Below are 12,901 nucleotides of genomic sequence, written 5' to 3'. Positions count from 1 at the left end.
AGAGCGTGTCCGCATGAAGATTCTCGTCGTGACCGCCCACCCCGAACCCCTGTCGCTCACCGCCTCCCTCGCCCGCTTCGCCGTCGACCGGCTGCGTGCCGCGGGCCACGAGGTGCGCGTCTCCGATCTGTACGCGATGAAGTGGAAGGCGGTGGTGGACGCCGACGACTTCCCCGGCCTCGACGACGGCCGGCGGCTGCACGTGATGGGCGCTTCGGAGGAGGCCACCCTGGCGGGGCGGCTGACCGCGGACGTCGTGGCCGAGCAGGAGAAGGTGCGCTGGGCGGATGCGCTGGTGTTCCAGTTCCCGCTGTGGTGGTTCTCGGTGCCCGCGATCCTCAAGGGCTGGATCGACCGGGTGTTCACCGCCGGTTTCGCCTACGGGCCCACCCTCCCCCCGCCGTACAGCGAGAGTGTCCTCGGGGGGAAGCGGGCGCTGGTGGCGGTGACGGCGGGCGCCCGGGAGACGTCGTTCTCCGACCGGGGCATCCACGGTCCCGTGGCGGACGTGCTTCATCCGCTCCAGCACGGGCTGCTCTGGTTCACCGGTGTCGCGCCGCTCGGTCCGTTCGTGGTCTACGAGACGAATGAGCTGCCGGAGGAGCGGTTCGCGACGGTGCGGGAGGCGTACGGGGCCCGGCTGGACGGGCTGTTCACCGACGAACCGGTGCCGTACCGCACGCTGGTGGGCGGCGATTACGACCATGACATGCGGCTGCGGCCGGGGGTGGAGGCGCCGGGCACGGGGGGCCTTGCGCTGCATGCGCGTCCGCGGGGGTGAGGTGGCCCGGTCGGGGGCCGGTGGTCCTACCGGGCCACGTCACCTCCCGTAGGTCAGTCACGGCACCAGCTGTCCGAACTGCTTGCCGCCCCCGTGTCGTTGCCGTTGGTGGCGCGGCGGTTCGCCTTGGTCATGGCGGCGACCGCCTCCGCCGAGGTGGTCGTCACCTTCGCGACGCCTCGTACCCAACGCGGGCCGCCCCGCGCCGCCCAGACGACCGCGACCAGGCCCCCCACGGCGACCAGCACTACGAGGCTGAGCAGCACGACCGTCATCGGACTCCCTCTTCGGCCCCCTCCGCGTTCTCTTCTTGGTGGAGAGAGGCGTTTTCCTCAGGATGGGTTCCGTGCGGGGAAACCGTGCCTGCGGGAGGCGGCCACGACCAGCAGGACGGGGATCAGGAGCAGCAGGATCGTCCAGGGGAAGGAGCCGGTGCCGGCCAGGCCGAGCAGGATGCCGCCGAAGACGCCGCCGCCCGCCATGGCGACGTTCCACAGGGTGACGAGCATGGCCTGGGCGGCGTCCGCCACGCCCTCGCCCCCTCCGCCGCCCGCGCCGTCGGTCCCGCCACCGCCACCGCGCTGGCCCGCCTCGCCCGCCGCGGTCTGCAGGAGGGTGGGGACGCCGCCCCAGCCGAGTCCCCACAGGGTCACGGCGGCGTACACCGGGGCCGGAGTGTCGGAGAACCCCGCGAGGACGGCCGCGGCCGCGCCGACCAGGAGCACGCTCGCGAGCATCAGCGCGCGCGGCCTGCGGTGGATGAGGGCGCCCACGCCCCAGATCCCGGCGAGGGAGGCGGCGCCGAAGACGAGGAGGACGAGGTCGGTGGAGCCGCCCATGCCGTGTTCGCCGAGGAAGGTGGCGATGTACGTGTAGAGGACGGTGTGCGCCAGGACGAAGACGAGGGTGACGAAGAGGACCGGTGCCACGCCGGGCACGCGCAGGGCGCGCAGCATCGGGGCCCGCGCGCCGCCGGGTCGCTGCCCGGGGTGGTCGGGGTCGGGGACGAGCGCGGCGATCCAGGCGAGCAGGCCCACGGTGAGGCCGGTCATGGCCAGGAACGCGACCTGCCAGCTGAGCACCTTGCCGAGGTACGTGCCGGCCGGGACGCCGAGCGACAGCGCGACCGGGATGCCCGCCATCGCGACGGCGATCGCCTTGCCCTGGAGGTGGGCGGGCGCCAGGCGGCGGGCGTAACCGGCGAGCAGCGCCCAGGCGAGCCCTGCGGCGACACCGGCGACGAAACGGGCGGCCATCGTGAGCGCGTAGTTCCCGGAGACCGCGGTGACGGTGTTGGCGGCGGCGAAGCCGGCCATCGCCGCGAGGAGCAGCCGCTTGCGGCGCCAGCCCGCGGTGGCCGCGGTCAGCGGTATCGCGGTGAGGGCGGTGCCGATCGCGTAGATGGTGACGGTCTGCCCGGTCGCCGACTCGCTGACGTGGAGATCCTCACTCATCGCGGGCAGCAGACCGGCCGGGAGCGTCTCGGTGAGGCTGGTGACGAAGACGGCGGTGGCGAGCGCGAGCAGGGCGGGGAGGGGAAGTTTTTGGGCTTGGGGCCCGGGGGGTGGGGGCGGGGTCGGGGGTGTGGATGTGGTGGGGGCGGACGTTGGGGTGGTTTCCGTGGCGCGCATGTGACTGGTCCGTTCGGTGTGTGGGTGGGGTGCGGGTGTCGGTGGGGGGACGTGTGTGGATGCGGGTCGGGGGTAGCGGCGCGGATGTGAGTGCGGATCGGTGTGTGGGTGCGGGGGGCGTGGGTGTGGTGTCGGGGTGGGGGTGTCAGAGGTCTTGTGGGGGGACGTGTGTCCGTGGGGTTCGCGCCGCGAGGAGGAGGGCCGTGCGGGCCGCCGCGTCTGCGGGGGCGCGGCAACGGACCAATGGCGCTAGCGAGTTGACGCCGGGCTCGCCCGTCACCGGCCCGGTGAGGAGGGCGGCGCCGCCGTCCTCCAGGAGCCGGAGCAGCGCGGGCGGGGGTGGTGCGGACAGGCCGTCGTCCGCGTGGACGAAGAGAAGATCGACGCGCCCGAGCAGCTCCCGGACCACGGAGACGAGTCCCGCCACACCATCCGGAGGTGCAGGCCACTCCCCACCCGAGAGCCGCTCCCCACCGGAGCGGGAGCCCGTGCCCGAGCCGGGGCCCGTGTCCCAGCGTCCTGGGGAGTTGTACGGCACGACGTGGGCGTGTGGGCCCAGTTCTGTTGTGGCTTCCGTCAGGGGTGGGCCGGGGGTGCCCGTCACCAGTACCTTTGCGCCGCCCTCTACGAGGCGTTTCGCGATGGCCAGGCCGAGGCCGGTGACGCCCCCGATGACGACCGCCCTGCTGCCCGCGTACTTGGGCATCCGTCTCCCCATCCGTCTCCGTACCGCGCTTCCTGTCGACGGGGGTGACTCTGCTCGTGGGCGCTTCAGGACCGCTGACGGTCCGCTGATGGTCCACTGACGGCACGCGGGCGTCGCGCGTACGTGTGTACGGTGATCCACATGCGGTTCGGGGTGCTGGGTCCACTGGCGGTGTGGGACGGCGAGGGGGAGCCGGTCAGGGTTCCCGAGGCGAAGGTCAGGGCGCTGCTCGCCGATCTCCTCGTCCACGAGGGGCGGCCGGTCTCGGCCGACCGGCTCATCGACGACCTGTGGGGCGACGCGCCCCCGGGCAACCCGGCCAACGCCCTTCAGGCCAAGGTCTCCCAGCTGCGGCGCGCCCTCGGCCGGGACCGCGTGGTGCGCCAGACACCCGGCTACCGGCTGCGGATCGACCCGGCGGCCGGTGACGAAGTGGACTCCGACCGCTTCCACCAGCTGGTGGAGCGGGCGCGGACCGAGACGACGAACCCGCGTGCCCGCGCCGAACTCCTCACGCGGGCCCTCGGGGTGTGGCGGGGCCCTGCCTACGCCGACCTCGCCGACGAGGAGTTCGTACGGGCGGCGGCGGACCGGCTCGCGGAGCAGCGGCTCGCCGTACTGGAGGAGCAGGCGGAGGCACGGCTCGCCGCGGGCGACCACACGCTGCTCACGGGGGAGTTGGCGGATCTGGTCGCGCGGTATCCGTTGCGGGAACGGTTGCGGGCCGTGCAGGTGCGTGCGCTGTACCTCGCGGGACGGCAGAGCGAGGCGCTCGCCTCGTACGGGGAGCTGCGCGAGCGGCTCGCCGACGAGCTGGGCGTCGACCCCGGCCCGGAACTCACCGCCCTGCACGAGGCGATCCTCCGCCAGGACCCCGCCCTGGCCCCCGGCCCGCCTCTCGCGCCCGGGACACCCCCCGCCGCCGCGCCCGCCCGGCCCCGCACCAATCTGCCCGCGCAGCTCACCGGCCTCGTCGGGCGCGAGTCCGCCGCGGCGGAGGTCGGGGAGCTGCTCGGCTCCGCCCGGCTCGTGACGCTCACCGGGCCCGGGGGCGTCGGCAAGACGCGGCTTGCGGTGGAGGCCGCCGCGCGGCAGACGGGCACGGACACCGGCACGCCACTCCCTGGCACCTCCTCCCCCGGTGCCTCCTCTTCCGGCACCCCCTTCCCCGACGGCGTCTGGCTCGTCGAGTTCGCTGGGCGGCGCGGTGGGAGTGGGGTCGACGAGCTCGCTCAGACGGTCGCCTCGGCCCTAGGTCTGCGCGACGACACTCCTCCCGGGCCACCGGGCCACCCGTCCCCCGCCGGCCCCACCGGTCCCATCGGCCCCGCCGCCCCCGCGAGACCCCTCGCCCCCGTCGACCGCCTCGCCGCGTCCCTGCGCGACCGCCGCGTCCTCCTCGTCCTCGACAACTGCGAGCAGGTCGTCGACCAGGCCGCCGCACTCGCCGACGCCCTCCTGCGCGCCGCCCCTGGCCTGCGCGTTCTCGCCACCAGTCAGGAGCCGTTGGGCCTCACGGGCGAGGCCGTATTCGTCGTGGAGCCGCTCGCGGGCTCGGACGCGGTCAGCCTGTTCGTGGCCCGCGCCGCCGCCTCCGCCCCCGGCTTCGTGCTCGGCGACCCCGCCGACGAGGCGGCCGTCGCCGAGATCTGCCGGCGTCTCGACGGCATCCCGCTCGCCCTGGAACTCGCCGCGACCCGCGTCCGCGCCCTCGGCGTACGGGAGTTGGCGGACCGGCTCGGCGACCGCTTCCGGCTGCTCACCTCCGGCCGACGCGGCGCCCCGGCCCGCCAGCAGACGCTGCGGGCGATGATCGACTGGAGCTGGGAGCTGCTGACCGCACCCGAGCGCATCGTGCTGCGCCGCCTCGCCGTGCACCGCGACGGCTGCACGCTGGACGCGGCGGAGGCCGTGTGCGCGGGTGACGGCGTGACCCGGGGCGAGGTCGTGGACCTGGTCACGCGGCTCGTCGACCGTTCCCTGGTCGTCGTGGTGCCGGGCCCCGCGGGGACGGCGCCGCGCTACCGCCTCCTGGAGTCCGTGGCCGCGTACGCCATGGAGCGGCTGTACGAGATGGAGGACCTCACCGGCGTACGCGAACGCCATCTGCGCCACTACCTGGAGCTCGCCGAACGGGCCGAGCCCCGGTTGCGCGACGGCGGGCAGGCGCGGTGGCTCGGCCGCCTGGACGCCGAGGCCGCCAATCTCCGCGCGGCGCTGGACGAGGCGGTACGCCACCCCGCCCCGGAGGAGGCGGCCCGGCTCGCCGAGGCGCTGACCTGGTGGTGGCTCCTGCGCGGCCATCTGACGGAGGCGCGGCGCGCCCTGACCGCGGCGGCCGGCGTGGCGCCGGGTGCGCATGAACTCCCGTTCCTGCGCGACGCGTTCGCCCTCCTCACCGGCGAACCGGCCCCACCCGCGCCGGCCCCCGTACCCACGCCCGCCTCCCCCCGCCACCTGTGGCTCCGCGCGTACGGGCTCTTCAGCGGCGGTGACCCCCGGGCCAGCGAGGAGGTGAACGCCCGCGTCCTCGACCTCGCCGCCGCGGAAGGGGACCGGTGGAGCACCGCCGCCGCGCTCGCCTTGCGCGCGATGCACGCGCTGCTCCGCGGCGACCTCCGCACGATCGGCGACGACGGGCGGCGCGCCTCCGGCCTTTTCCGCGAACTGGGCGACCGGTGGGGCGAGTTGCAGACGGTGGCGCCGCTCGCCGCGCTCGCGGAGATCAAGGGCGATTACGACGAGGCCGCGCGCCGGCAGACGGAGGGGCTGGCCATCGCGCGCGAGCTCGGGCTCCACGCGGAGGTCGCCGCGCGGCTCTCCGGACTCGGCCGGCTCGCCCTGCTGACCCACGACTGGGAGCGGGCGCGTGAACTCCACGAGCAGGCGCGCGAGTTGGCTGTCGAGCAGGGGTACCGCTACGGCGAGGTGCACGCCGAGATGGGGCTCGCTCTCGGGACCCGCCGTTCCGGGGACCTCGCCGGGGCCGAGGCCCGCCTCCTGCGCATCCGTGACCGCCACGCCGACGTGTCCTCGCCCGCGGGCGACCACCTGCACCATGCGGAGATGGGGTTCATCGCCGAGCTGCGCGGTGATGGCCCCGGCGCCGAGGCCCACCACCTCCTCGGGCTTGAGGCCGCCCGCGGACTGGACGAGCCCCGGGCCATCGCCCTCTCCCTGGAGGGCCTGGCCGGCGCGGCGACCCTGTCCCCGCCGGGCCTCCGCGAGGGCGCCGGAGCGGAGCGTGCCGCGCTGCTGCTCGGCGCCGCGGACGCGGCCCGCCGCGAGGTGGGAGCGCCGCTGCCCCCGGCGGAACGTGCCGACGTCGACCGGATCACGGAAGCGGCGAAGGCGTCCCTGGGCGAGGCCGCCTTCGCCGAGGCATTCGCACGGGGCGCGGAGGTCCCACCTGACCAGCGCCCGACCTGGGCCGAGCGCACACCCCGTACTTCGTAACCGCTTCGCACAAGCCTTCGATCTTGTCGTTCTGTCCGGATACAGTGGCAAGCTCCTGGTAACACCACAACGGGGGGTCCGACATGGCACTGTTCGGCAATGCGCACACCGTCGATCCGGGCAAGGCGCAGAACGAGTACGCGCGGCTGCTCGGGCACGGGGAGCAGGTGCACGCCGCGTACACGCTGATACGCGACACCATGCTCTTCACCGACCGTCGGCTGATCATGGTCGACAAGCAGGGCATCACCGGCAAGAAGGTCGAGTACCACTCGGTGCCCTACCGCAGCATCACGCACTTCGCCGTGGAGACGGCCGGGCACTTCGATCTCGACGCCGAGCTGAAGATCTGGGTCTCCGGCAACCCTGCGCCGATGCAGAAGACGTTCACCAAGGGCGTCGACATCTACGAGGTGCAGGCGATCCTGACGCAGTTCGTCGCCCGCTGACGACCCGCGCCCACCAAGGCCCGGCGGAACTCGGGGGACTCACGGTTTGTGGGTCACCCATAGGAGTTCCGCCGGCCAGTGGTGTGCCCAGTCGGGCGGGTCGGTCTCGTTGTAGCCGTTGGGTGTTCCGGGGGCGGGCCGCGGCTCGATGAGGTCGTCGATGACGAGACCCGCGCCGCGCAGGACCCTGACCCAGTCGCCGTACGTGAGTTGATAGCTGGTCGCGCCGTCGCCCTCGGCGATGGTGTCGAGCCCGAAGTAGTCCTTCTGCAGCGTCGTCGTGACGCGGTCCGCCGCTTCGTCGTAGCAGGCCTCGAACCACGGGCTCGCGACGTTGAACACCAGCCGACCGCCCGGCGCCAGGACCCGCTCGGCCTGCGGTACGGCCAGGTGCGGGGGCGCCCAGCTGAGTCCGCCGAAGTCGCAGAAGACCAGGTCGAAGCTGCCGTCGGCGAAGGGGAGCCGTTCGGCGGCGCCCTGCACCAGCGGGTAGCGCGCCTCCCCCATCGCCCGTGCCGCCGCGGCGAGTTGGGCGTCGGACAGGTCGATGCCGACCACGTCGGCGCCCTCGGCGGCGAGCGCCCTGGACCACTGGCCGGCACCGCAGCCGAGTTCGAGGACGCGCTTGCCGGTGACGTCGCCGAGGGCGCACAGGTGGGCGTCGGGCAGGGAGTACATGCCCCACAGCCGGGGCGCGGCGCCGATCCGCGGGTCGTGCTCGTGCTGGTAGGTGCCGCTGATCCGGTTCCAGAGCCGCCGGTTGGCGGGGATGCTGTCCACGTGCCGACTCCAGCACCGCCCGCCGGGGACGGTCAACACGATTAACCGATCATTCGCGACGCGATTGACCAATCGTTTCAGCGTGACGTTGTGACGTTGTGACGTTGTGGCGTTCGGAGGAGGCGGCGGGCAGGAGCCGCGTCAGGTCAGTGACGGCGGGACCCACGCGTGGTGGCGCAGGAGCATCCGTACGGTGACCCGGGACGGCGTCAGTCGCATCGCCGTGTTCCGCAGGGTGACGGCCAGCGGGTGGGACAGTTGCTGGCCCATTTTCCCGGCCTGCCGGGCGGCTGCCGCGACGGCCTGGCTCCGCGGCCGGCGCTCGGCGTCGTAGCGGGTGAGCGCGGCGTCGACGGTGGGCCCGGCCTCGACGGCGGCGGCCAGAGTCACCGCGTCCTCCAGGGCCTGGCAGGCGCCCTGCCCCAGGTTGGGGGTCATCGCGTGGGCCGCGTCGCCGAGCAGCGCGATCCGTCCGGCCACGTATGAGGGGAGGGGCGTGCGGAGTTCGTTCACGTCGTGATGCAGGACGGCCTCGGGCCGGGTCGCGTCGAGCAGAGCGGGGATCGGGGCGTGCCAGGTGTGGAACCGTCGGCGCAGTTCGGTCAGCGGGTCGGCGAACCGCGTACCGGCGGGGAGGCTGAGGACGGCGTGCCACTCGGCCCTGCCGTCCAGGAGCGCGATGTGTCCGAACTCCGCGCCCCGGCCCCAGGTCAGCTCGAAGTCGGTACGTGGATCGACCGCGTGGTCGGTGATCGCCCGCAACACCGTGGAGCCGCTGTGGACCGGGCCGGGGTGGTCCGGGAAGAGTTGGGCGCGGATTCTGCTGCCGATGCCGTCGGCCGCGACGACCAGGTCCGCCTTCAGGGCCGTGGCGCCGGAGCCGACGTGCACCGTCTCCGGGTCGATCTGCTCGACCGTTGTCGCCTCGGAGCCGATCGCCAGTGCGCCGGCGGGCAATGCCTCGCGCAGGAGTCGGTGCAGGGTGGAACGGGGGATGCCCATGATCGGGGTGCCCACCGCCTTCTCCAGTGCCGAGCCGTCCATCCGGGCCAGCCAGCCGCCCCGGGGTGTCCGGGTGCCGCCGCTGTACTGGCCTCGCGACGCGGCCCGCACCGCCCCGCCGACCCCGAGTTCGTCCAGGGCGCGCAGGCCGTTGGCGGCCAGGGAAATGCCCGCCCCCGCGTCCTCGGGCAGGGACGAACGCTCGAGGACCGTCACGTCCCAGCCGATGCGGTGCAGGCCTATGGCGGCGGCGAGCCCGCCGATTCCGCCTCCGACCACCACTGCCGTGTTGCCCATGGCACAGCCCCCTTCTTTTCTACACCTGTAGAAGACTGACTCTATCCCGAGCCTCGGCCCTCATCCTCTACGGGTGTAGAAAGGGGCATGGCTTCCGATCGGCGCACCCTTCTCGCAGACGCGGCTCTCGATGTCCTCGCCGACGAAGGGATGCGCGGCCTGACCCACCGCGCGGTCGACCGCCGGGCAGCGATGCCGCCCGGCACCACCTCGGCCTACTTCCGCACGCGCGCCGCCCTGCTGACCGGGCTCGTCACCCACCTGGTCCGGCTCGACCAGGCCGAACTGCACGCGACGGCCGATGAGTTGCCGCCCCTGCGTACCGTCGAGGAACTGGTGGACGGTCTGGTGGCGCTCACCCGGCGGCGGCTCACCGGCGAGGGCCGGCGGCGCTCGCTCGCCCGCCACGCCTGCGCCGTCGAGAGCGTGCGCGACGAAGAGCTTCGCGAGATTCTCGTGCCCCGGGAGAACGCCGGCCGCGAGGCGGTCCGGCTGTTCCTCGCGGAGCACGGCGTCACCGACGTCGAGAACCGCACGCACACCCTGCTGACCTGCATCGACGGCCTGGTCTTCGACCGCCTGGTGAACGGCGGCGAAGTACGGCGTGAGGCCATCGAAGGCCTGATCACCGCCGCACTGCGTTAGCCCCCGGCCTCCGCCGGGCACCCTCGGTCTCGCCCCGCTCGAAACAGCGGCCCGCTCGACACAGCGGGCGGCGGTCAGCCGTGCCCGCCACTCCGCCACCGACCCACGCCCGTGCCCTCACCCACCGCGTCCGGCGCCGTGCGCCCCGCATCCCGCCCCGGCAGCCGGCGCAGCACGCGTTAGACCCCGGGCGCCCGGGGTCCCGTCCCGCGCGACACAGCGGGCCGCTCGAAACGGCAGGCGCTCGACACAGCGGGCCGCCGTCAGCCGTGCCCGCCACCCCGCTACCGCCCCGCCCCGCTACCCTCACCCACCCCGTCCCGCGCCGTGTGACCCGCGGCCCGTTCCGGCAGGCGGCGCAGTACCGCCCACGCGGCCAGGCCCAGGGCGAAGCCATACACAGCGACCAAGCCGTGGCCGTTTTCCTGCGTGAGCCACATCAGGAGGCCGAGGACCGGGACCCCGAGTGCCAGGGCCTGCTCCTTCCTGACCCGGGTGCGGGTGAGGAAGGCCGCGGCCAGGGTCGCGCCCAGGAAGTACGTCGCGCCGGAGCTTCCGGCGAAGTTGCGGGGGTCGGTGCTGGGGCCGCCGCCGAGGCCGAGCAGGGCGTCGATCCGTTCCGGCAGGAGGATGCCCGCCACGAAGAACAGCACGGTGAGCCTGCCGCCCCAGTGCCACTGGGCGAGGGCCGCCACGACGGCGAGCGTGGCGAGGTTCCAGAGGCCGCCGGAGACTCCGCCGTTCTGCATGAAGACCGAGGTGAACACGCGCCACCAGCCGCTCTCCGCGGGGTCGGCGTCCAGCGCCTCCATCGCGCCGGACCAGCACAGCTGGAGGACGACGCCGCCCACGGCCAGCGCGGTCAGGCCGACGGCGGCCCACGGGACGGGGCGCTCCCGCAGGGTGTCGCGGCCCACCGTGCCGAGCCCGCAGTTGACCATCATCACCATCAGCGCCGCCGTGGTCGCGCTGAAGAGCAGTCCGCCCATGTCCCTGTCCCCCGAGTCTTCCGCAGTCTTTACCGGACTTTTCAAACGGTGTTCGAAACCGCTCGGGGCGAGCCTAACACGGATTTTCTAACACCGTTGGAAAAGCTGTTACGGTGAGCCCATGAAGCTCACCAAGGAGCGCATCGTCGATGCCGGGATGGCCACGTTCGCCGAGGCCGGGTACCACGGCCTGTCCATGCGCCGGGTCGCCGAGCGGCTCGACACCCACGCGGGCAGCCTCTACTACCACGTGCGCGGCAAGGACGAACTGCTCGCACTGATGGCCGACCGCGTCTGCCGCCACGCGTACGACGCCGCCGGCACCGCCCTGGACGCGCTCCCGCCCAGCGCGACCTGGCAGGAGCGGATCGAGGTGCAGACCGCCGAGCTGCGCCGCAGCCTCCTGCGGCATCCGGGCGGCGCCCTCCTGCTCGCCGACAGCCCCGGCACCCTGAGCACCGGCGCCCTGTCCCTGATGGAGCGCCTCCTCGGGACGCTCCTGGACGCGGGCGTGCCCGCCGGGGAGTGCGGCGTCGCGGCCGACACCCTCCTCAGCCATGTCACGGGGTTCGTGCTCCAGGAGCAGGCCGACACCCGCACGCCGGACATCACCCCCGAGATCTACGCCGACCTGTGCGCGCGCTTCCCCCTCGTCATGGAGAAGATGCCCCGGCTGGACCAGGACGAGAAGTTCCGCCGCAGCGTCCGCCTCCTCTGCACGGCCTTCCACGCCCTCGCGACGGAGGCCCCGCCCCCGCCCCCGCCCGAGTGACCCGGCCCCCCACCCCGCCCGGACGGCCTACCTAAGTCGCTTTCCGCGTACGGGGTTTCCGTCTTCCGGCACCGCCGCGTCGACCAAAGACCGATGAGCCCGCGCCCCGCCCCCCGCGATGCTGGCGGTCACGCGGCGCGGCGCACGGGCCGGCGGCGGTGACGGGAGGCGGCGGTATGCGACAGGACGGCATCAGCAGGGGACGGTTTCTGGCGGGCGCGGCGGGCGCGGCCGCCGGAGCCGTCGGCTTCACCGCGGCGACCGGAGCCGTCGGCCTGACCGCCACGGCCGCCACGGCCCCTACCGCCCCCGCGGCCGCCACCAACAGGCTGCCCGGGGCCGGGCGAGCCCCCGCCGGAACAGGGGACCGGCGGGGGCTCGCCCATCGAGGGGTCTGTTACGAGGTCGGCGACGGCGAGTCGCCCGCGACCGCCTGGAGTGCCGCCCGTATGCGCGGCGACCTGCGGGCGATCCGCCACGACCTGCACGCGGACACCGTCTCCGTCTTCGGCACCGGCACCGACCGGCTCGCCGCCACCGCATCCGAGGCCGCCGAACGCGGCCTGCGCGTCTGGCTCCAGCCCCGCCTCGGCGACGCGCCGCACCACGAGATCCTCGACCACCTGGCGGAGACCGGCCGCCACGCGGAGCGGATGCGGCGCCAGGGCGCGGACGTCCACCTCAGCGTGGGCGCCGAGTTCGTGCTGTTCGTGCCCGGGATCGTGCCCGGCGAGAACGCCCTGGAGCGCGTCGAGAACCTCCTCAAGGGCAACTTCGACCCGGAGAAGATGGCCCGGCGGCTGCGCGACTTCATCGCGCGCGCCGCCCGGACGGGCCGCTCCGTCTTCCGCGGCCCCCTCACCTACGGCGCCGCCCAGGACGACGACGTCGACTGGTCCCTCTTCGACGTCGTCAGCGTCAACTACTACGGCTACCACCGCGATCGGGCCGGTTACGTCAGCGAGCTCACGCCCTACCGCCGGTGGGGCAAGCCGGTCGCCGTCACCGAGTGCGGCTCCTGCACGTACGAGGGAGCGCCGAAGGACGGCGGCATGGGGTGGCACGACGCCGTCGACTACACCAAGGAGCCCCCGGAGATCACCGGCGGCCTCAAGCGCAGCGAGCGCGCCCAGGCCGCGTACCTCCTCGACGTCTTCGACGCCTTCGAGTCCATGAACCTGTACGCCGCGCTGGTCTACGCCTTCGTCACCCCCGACGCCCCGCACCTCCCCCACGACCCCCGCCACGACCTGGACCTGGCGAGCTACAGCATCACCAAGACGATCAGGAAACGGCCCGACGACCCGGCGGCCGGCTGGCACTGGGAGCCCAAGGAGTCCTACCGCGCGCTGGCCCGCCACTTCCGGCGGGCCGCCCGGCACTGACCGGACTT

The 12,901-nt window shown here is 73.8% G+C and carries 12 protein-coding genes; 6 read left to right on the top strand and 6 right to left on the bottom strand.

Annotated elements, in window-relative coordinates:
- The first annotated feature begins 13 nt into the window (after positions 1–13).
- A complete protein-coding gene (locus ACZ7DY_RS23955) occupies positions 14–781 on the top strand; it encodes an NAD(P)H-dependent oxidoreductase (protein ID WP_471138237.1) in 768 nt (255 codons plus the stop codon).
- Between the two features lie 53 nt (positions 782–834).
- Here ACZ7DY_RS23955 and ACZ7DY_RS23950 read toward each other — a convergent pair whose 3' ends face one another.
- From ACZ7DY_RS23950 to ACZ7DY_RS23940, 3 genes are all read right to left on the bottom strand, one after another.
- Complete coding sequence (locus ACZ7DY_RS23950; protein ID WP_471138236.1) at positions 835–1,056, bottom strand: hypothetical protein; 222 nt, start codon at positions 1,054–1,056, stop codon at positions 835–837.
- A gap of 57 nt (positions 1,057–1,113) precedes the next feature.
- Entirely contained in the window at positions 1,114–2,412 is a 1,299-nt protein-coding gene (locus tag ACZ7DY_RS23945) for an MFS transporter (RefSeq protein WP_471138234.1), read from the bottom strand.
- Between the two features lie 145 nt (positions 2,413–2,557).
- A complete protein-coding gene (locus ACZ7DY_RS23940; protein WP_471138233.1) occupies positions 2,558–3,118 on the bottom strand; it encodes an SDR family NAD(P)-dependent oxidoreductase in 561 nt (186 codons plus the stop codon).
- Positions 3,119–3,259: 141 nt separating this feature from the next.
- On the opposite strand from ACZ7DY_RS23940, the gene ACZ7DY_RS23935 reads away from it, so the two are divergent.
- A complete protein-coding gene (locus tag ACZ7DY_RS23935) occupies positions 3,260–6,574 on the top strand; it encodes an AfsR/SARP family transcriptional regulator (RefSeq protein ID WP_471138232.1) in 3,315 nt (1,104 codons plus the stop codon).
- An 83-nt stretch (positions 6,575–6,657) separates the two neighbouring features.
- Positions 6,658–7,023: a PH domain-containing protein gene (locus tag ACZ7DY_RS23930; protein ID WP_471138230.1), complete on the top strand. Its 366-nt coding sequence runs from the start codon at positions 6,658–6,660 to the stop codon at positions 7,021–7,023.
- Positions 7,024–7,062: 39 nt separating this feature from the next.
- Here ACZ7DY_RS23930 and ACZ7DY_RS23925 read toward each other — a convergent pair whose 3' ends face one another.
- Both ACZ7DY_RS23925 and ACZ7DY_RS23920 read right to left on the bottom strand, forming a co-directional pair.
- A complete protein-coding gene (locus ACZ7DY_RS23925) occupies positions 7,063–7,803 on the bottom strand; it encodes a class I SAM-dependent methyltransferase (RefSeq protein WP_471138228.1) in 741 nt (246 codons plus the stop codon).
- A 141-nt stretch (positions 7,804–7,944) separates the two neighbouring features.
- The gene (locus tag ACZ7DY_RS23920; protein ID WP_471138226.1) at positions 7,945–9,102 is read right to left on the bottom strand and encodes an FAD-dependent monooxygenase; all 1,158 of its coding nucleotides are present in this window, start codon (positions 9,100–9,102) and stop codon (positions 7,945–7,947) included.
- Positions 9,103–9,189: 87 nt separating this feature from the next.
- Here ACZ7DY_RS23920 and ACZ7DY_RS23915 point away from each other — a divergent pair, with 87 nt between their 5' ends.
- On the top strand, positions 9,190–9,747 hold the full coding sequence (locus ACZ7DY_RS23915) for a TetR/AcrR family transcriptional regulator (RefSeq protein WP_471138225.1): 558 nt from the start codon (positions 9,190–9,192) through the stop codon (positions 9,745–9,747).
- 284 nt (positions 9,748–10,031) lie between these two features.
- On the opposite strand, the gene ACZ7DY_RS23910 is transcribed toward ACZ7DY_RS23915, so the two are convergent.
- Complete coding sequence (locus tag ACZ7DY_RS23910) at positions 10,032–10,736, bottom strand: hypothetical protein (protein WP_471138223.1); 705 nt, start codon at positions 10,734–10,736, stop codon at positions 10,032–10,034.
- Positions 10,737–10,857: 121 nt separating this feature from the next.
- Between ACZ7DY_RS23910 and ACZ7DY_RS23905 the strand changes: the two genes are divergently transcribed.
- A complete protein-coding gene (locus ACZ7DY_RS23905) occupies positions 10,858–11,508 on the top strand; it encodes a TetR/AcrR family transcriptional regulator (protein WP_471138221.1) in 651 nt (216 codons plus the stop codon).
- A gap of 176 nt (positions 11,509–11,684) precedes the next feature.
- Entirely contained in the window at positions 11,685–12,893 is a 1,209-nt protein-coding gene (locus ACZ7DY_RS23900) for an abortive phage infection protein (protein ID WP_471138219.1), read from the top strand.
- Positions 12,894–12,901: the final 8 nt, after the last annotated feature.

The organism is Streptomyces sp. NPDC037013 (assembly GCF_055607265.1).
This window is presented reverse-complemented; position numbering and strand designations above follow the sequence as displayed.

What these genes read in the sequence shown, in the direction of transcription:
- ACZ7DY_RS23950 (WP_471138236.1), bottom strand. Translation starts at nt 1,056, where the DNA reads ATGACGGTCGTGCTGCTCAGCCTCGTAGTGCTGGTCGCCGTGGGGGGC.
- ACZ7DY_RS23920 (WP_471138226.1), bottom strand. Translation starts at nt 9,102, where the DNA reads ATGGGCAACACGGCAGTGGTGGTCGGAGGCGGAATCGGCGGGCTCGCC.
- ACZ7DY_RS23930 (WP_471138230.1), top strand. Translation starts at nt 6,658, where the DNA reads ATGGCACTGTTCGGCAATGCGCACACCGTCGATCCGGGCAAGGCGCAG.
- ACZ7DY_RS23940 (WP_471138233.1), bottom strand. Translation starts at nt 3,118, where the DNA reads ATGCCCAAGTACGCGGGCAGCAGGGCGGTCGTCATCGGGGGCGTCACC.
- ACZ7DY_RS23915 (WP_471138225.1), top strand. Translation starts at nt 9,190, where the DNA reads ATGGCTTCCGATCGGCGCACCCTTCTCGCAGACGCGGCTCTCGATGTC.
- ACZ7DY_RS23955 (WP_471138237.1), top strand. Translation starts at nt 14, where the DNA reads ATGAAGATTCTCGTCGTGACCGCCCACCCCGAACCCCTGTCGCTCACC.
- ACZ7DY_RS23905 (WP_471138221.1), top strand. Translation starts at nt 10,858, where the DNA reads ATGAAGCTCACCAAGGAGCGCATCGTCGATGCCGGGATGGCCACGTTC.
- ACZ7DY_RS23945 (WP_471138234.1), bottom strand. Translation starts at nt 2,412, where the DNA reads ATGCGCGCCACGGAAACCACCCCAACGTCCGCCCCCACCACATCCACA.
- ACZ7DY_RS23935 (WP_471138232.1), top strand. Translation starts at nt 3,260, where the DNA reads ATGCGGTTCGGGGTGCTGGGTCCACTGGCGGTGTGGGACGGCGAGGGG.
- ACZ7DY_RS23900 (WP_471138219.1), top strand. Translation starts at nt 11,685, where the DNA reads ATGCGACAGGACGGCATCAGCAGGGGACGGTTTCTGGCGGGCGCGGCG.
- ACZ7DY_RS23910 (WP_471138223.1), bottom strand. Translation starts at nt 10,736, where the DNA reads ATGGGCGGACTGCTCTTCAGCGCGACCACGGCGGCGCTGATGGTGATG.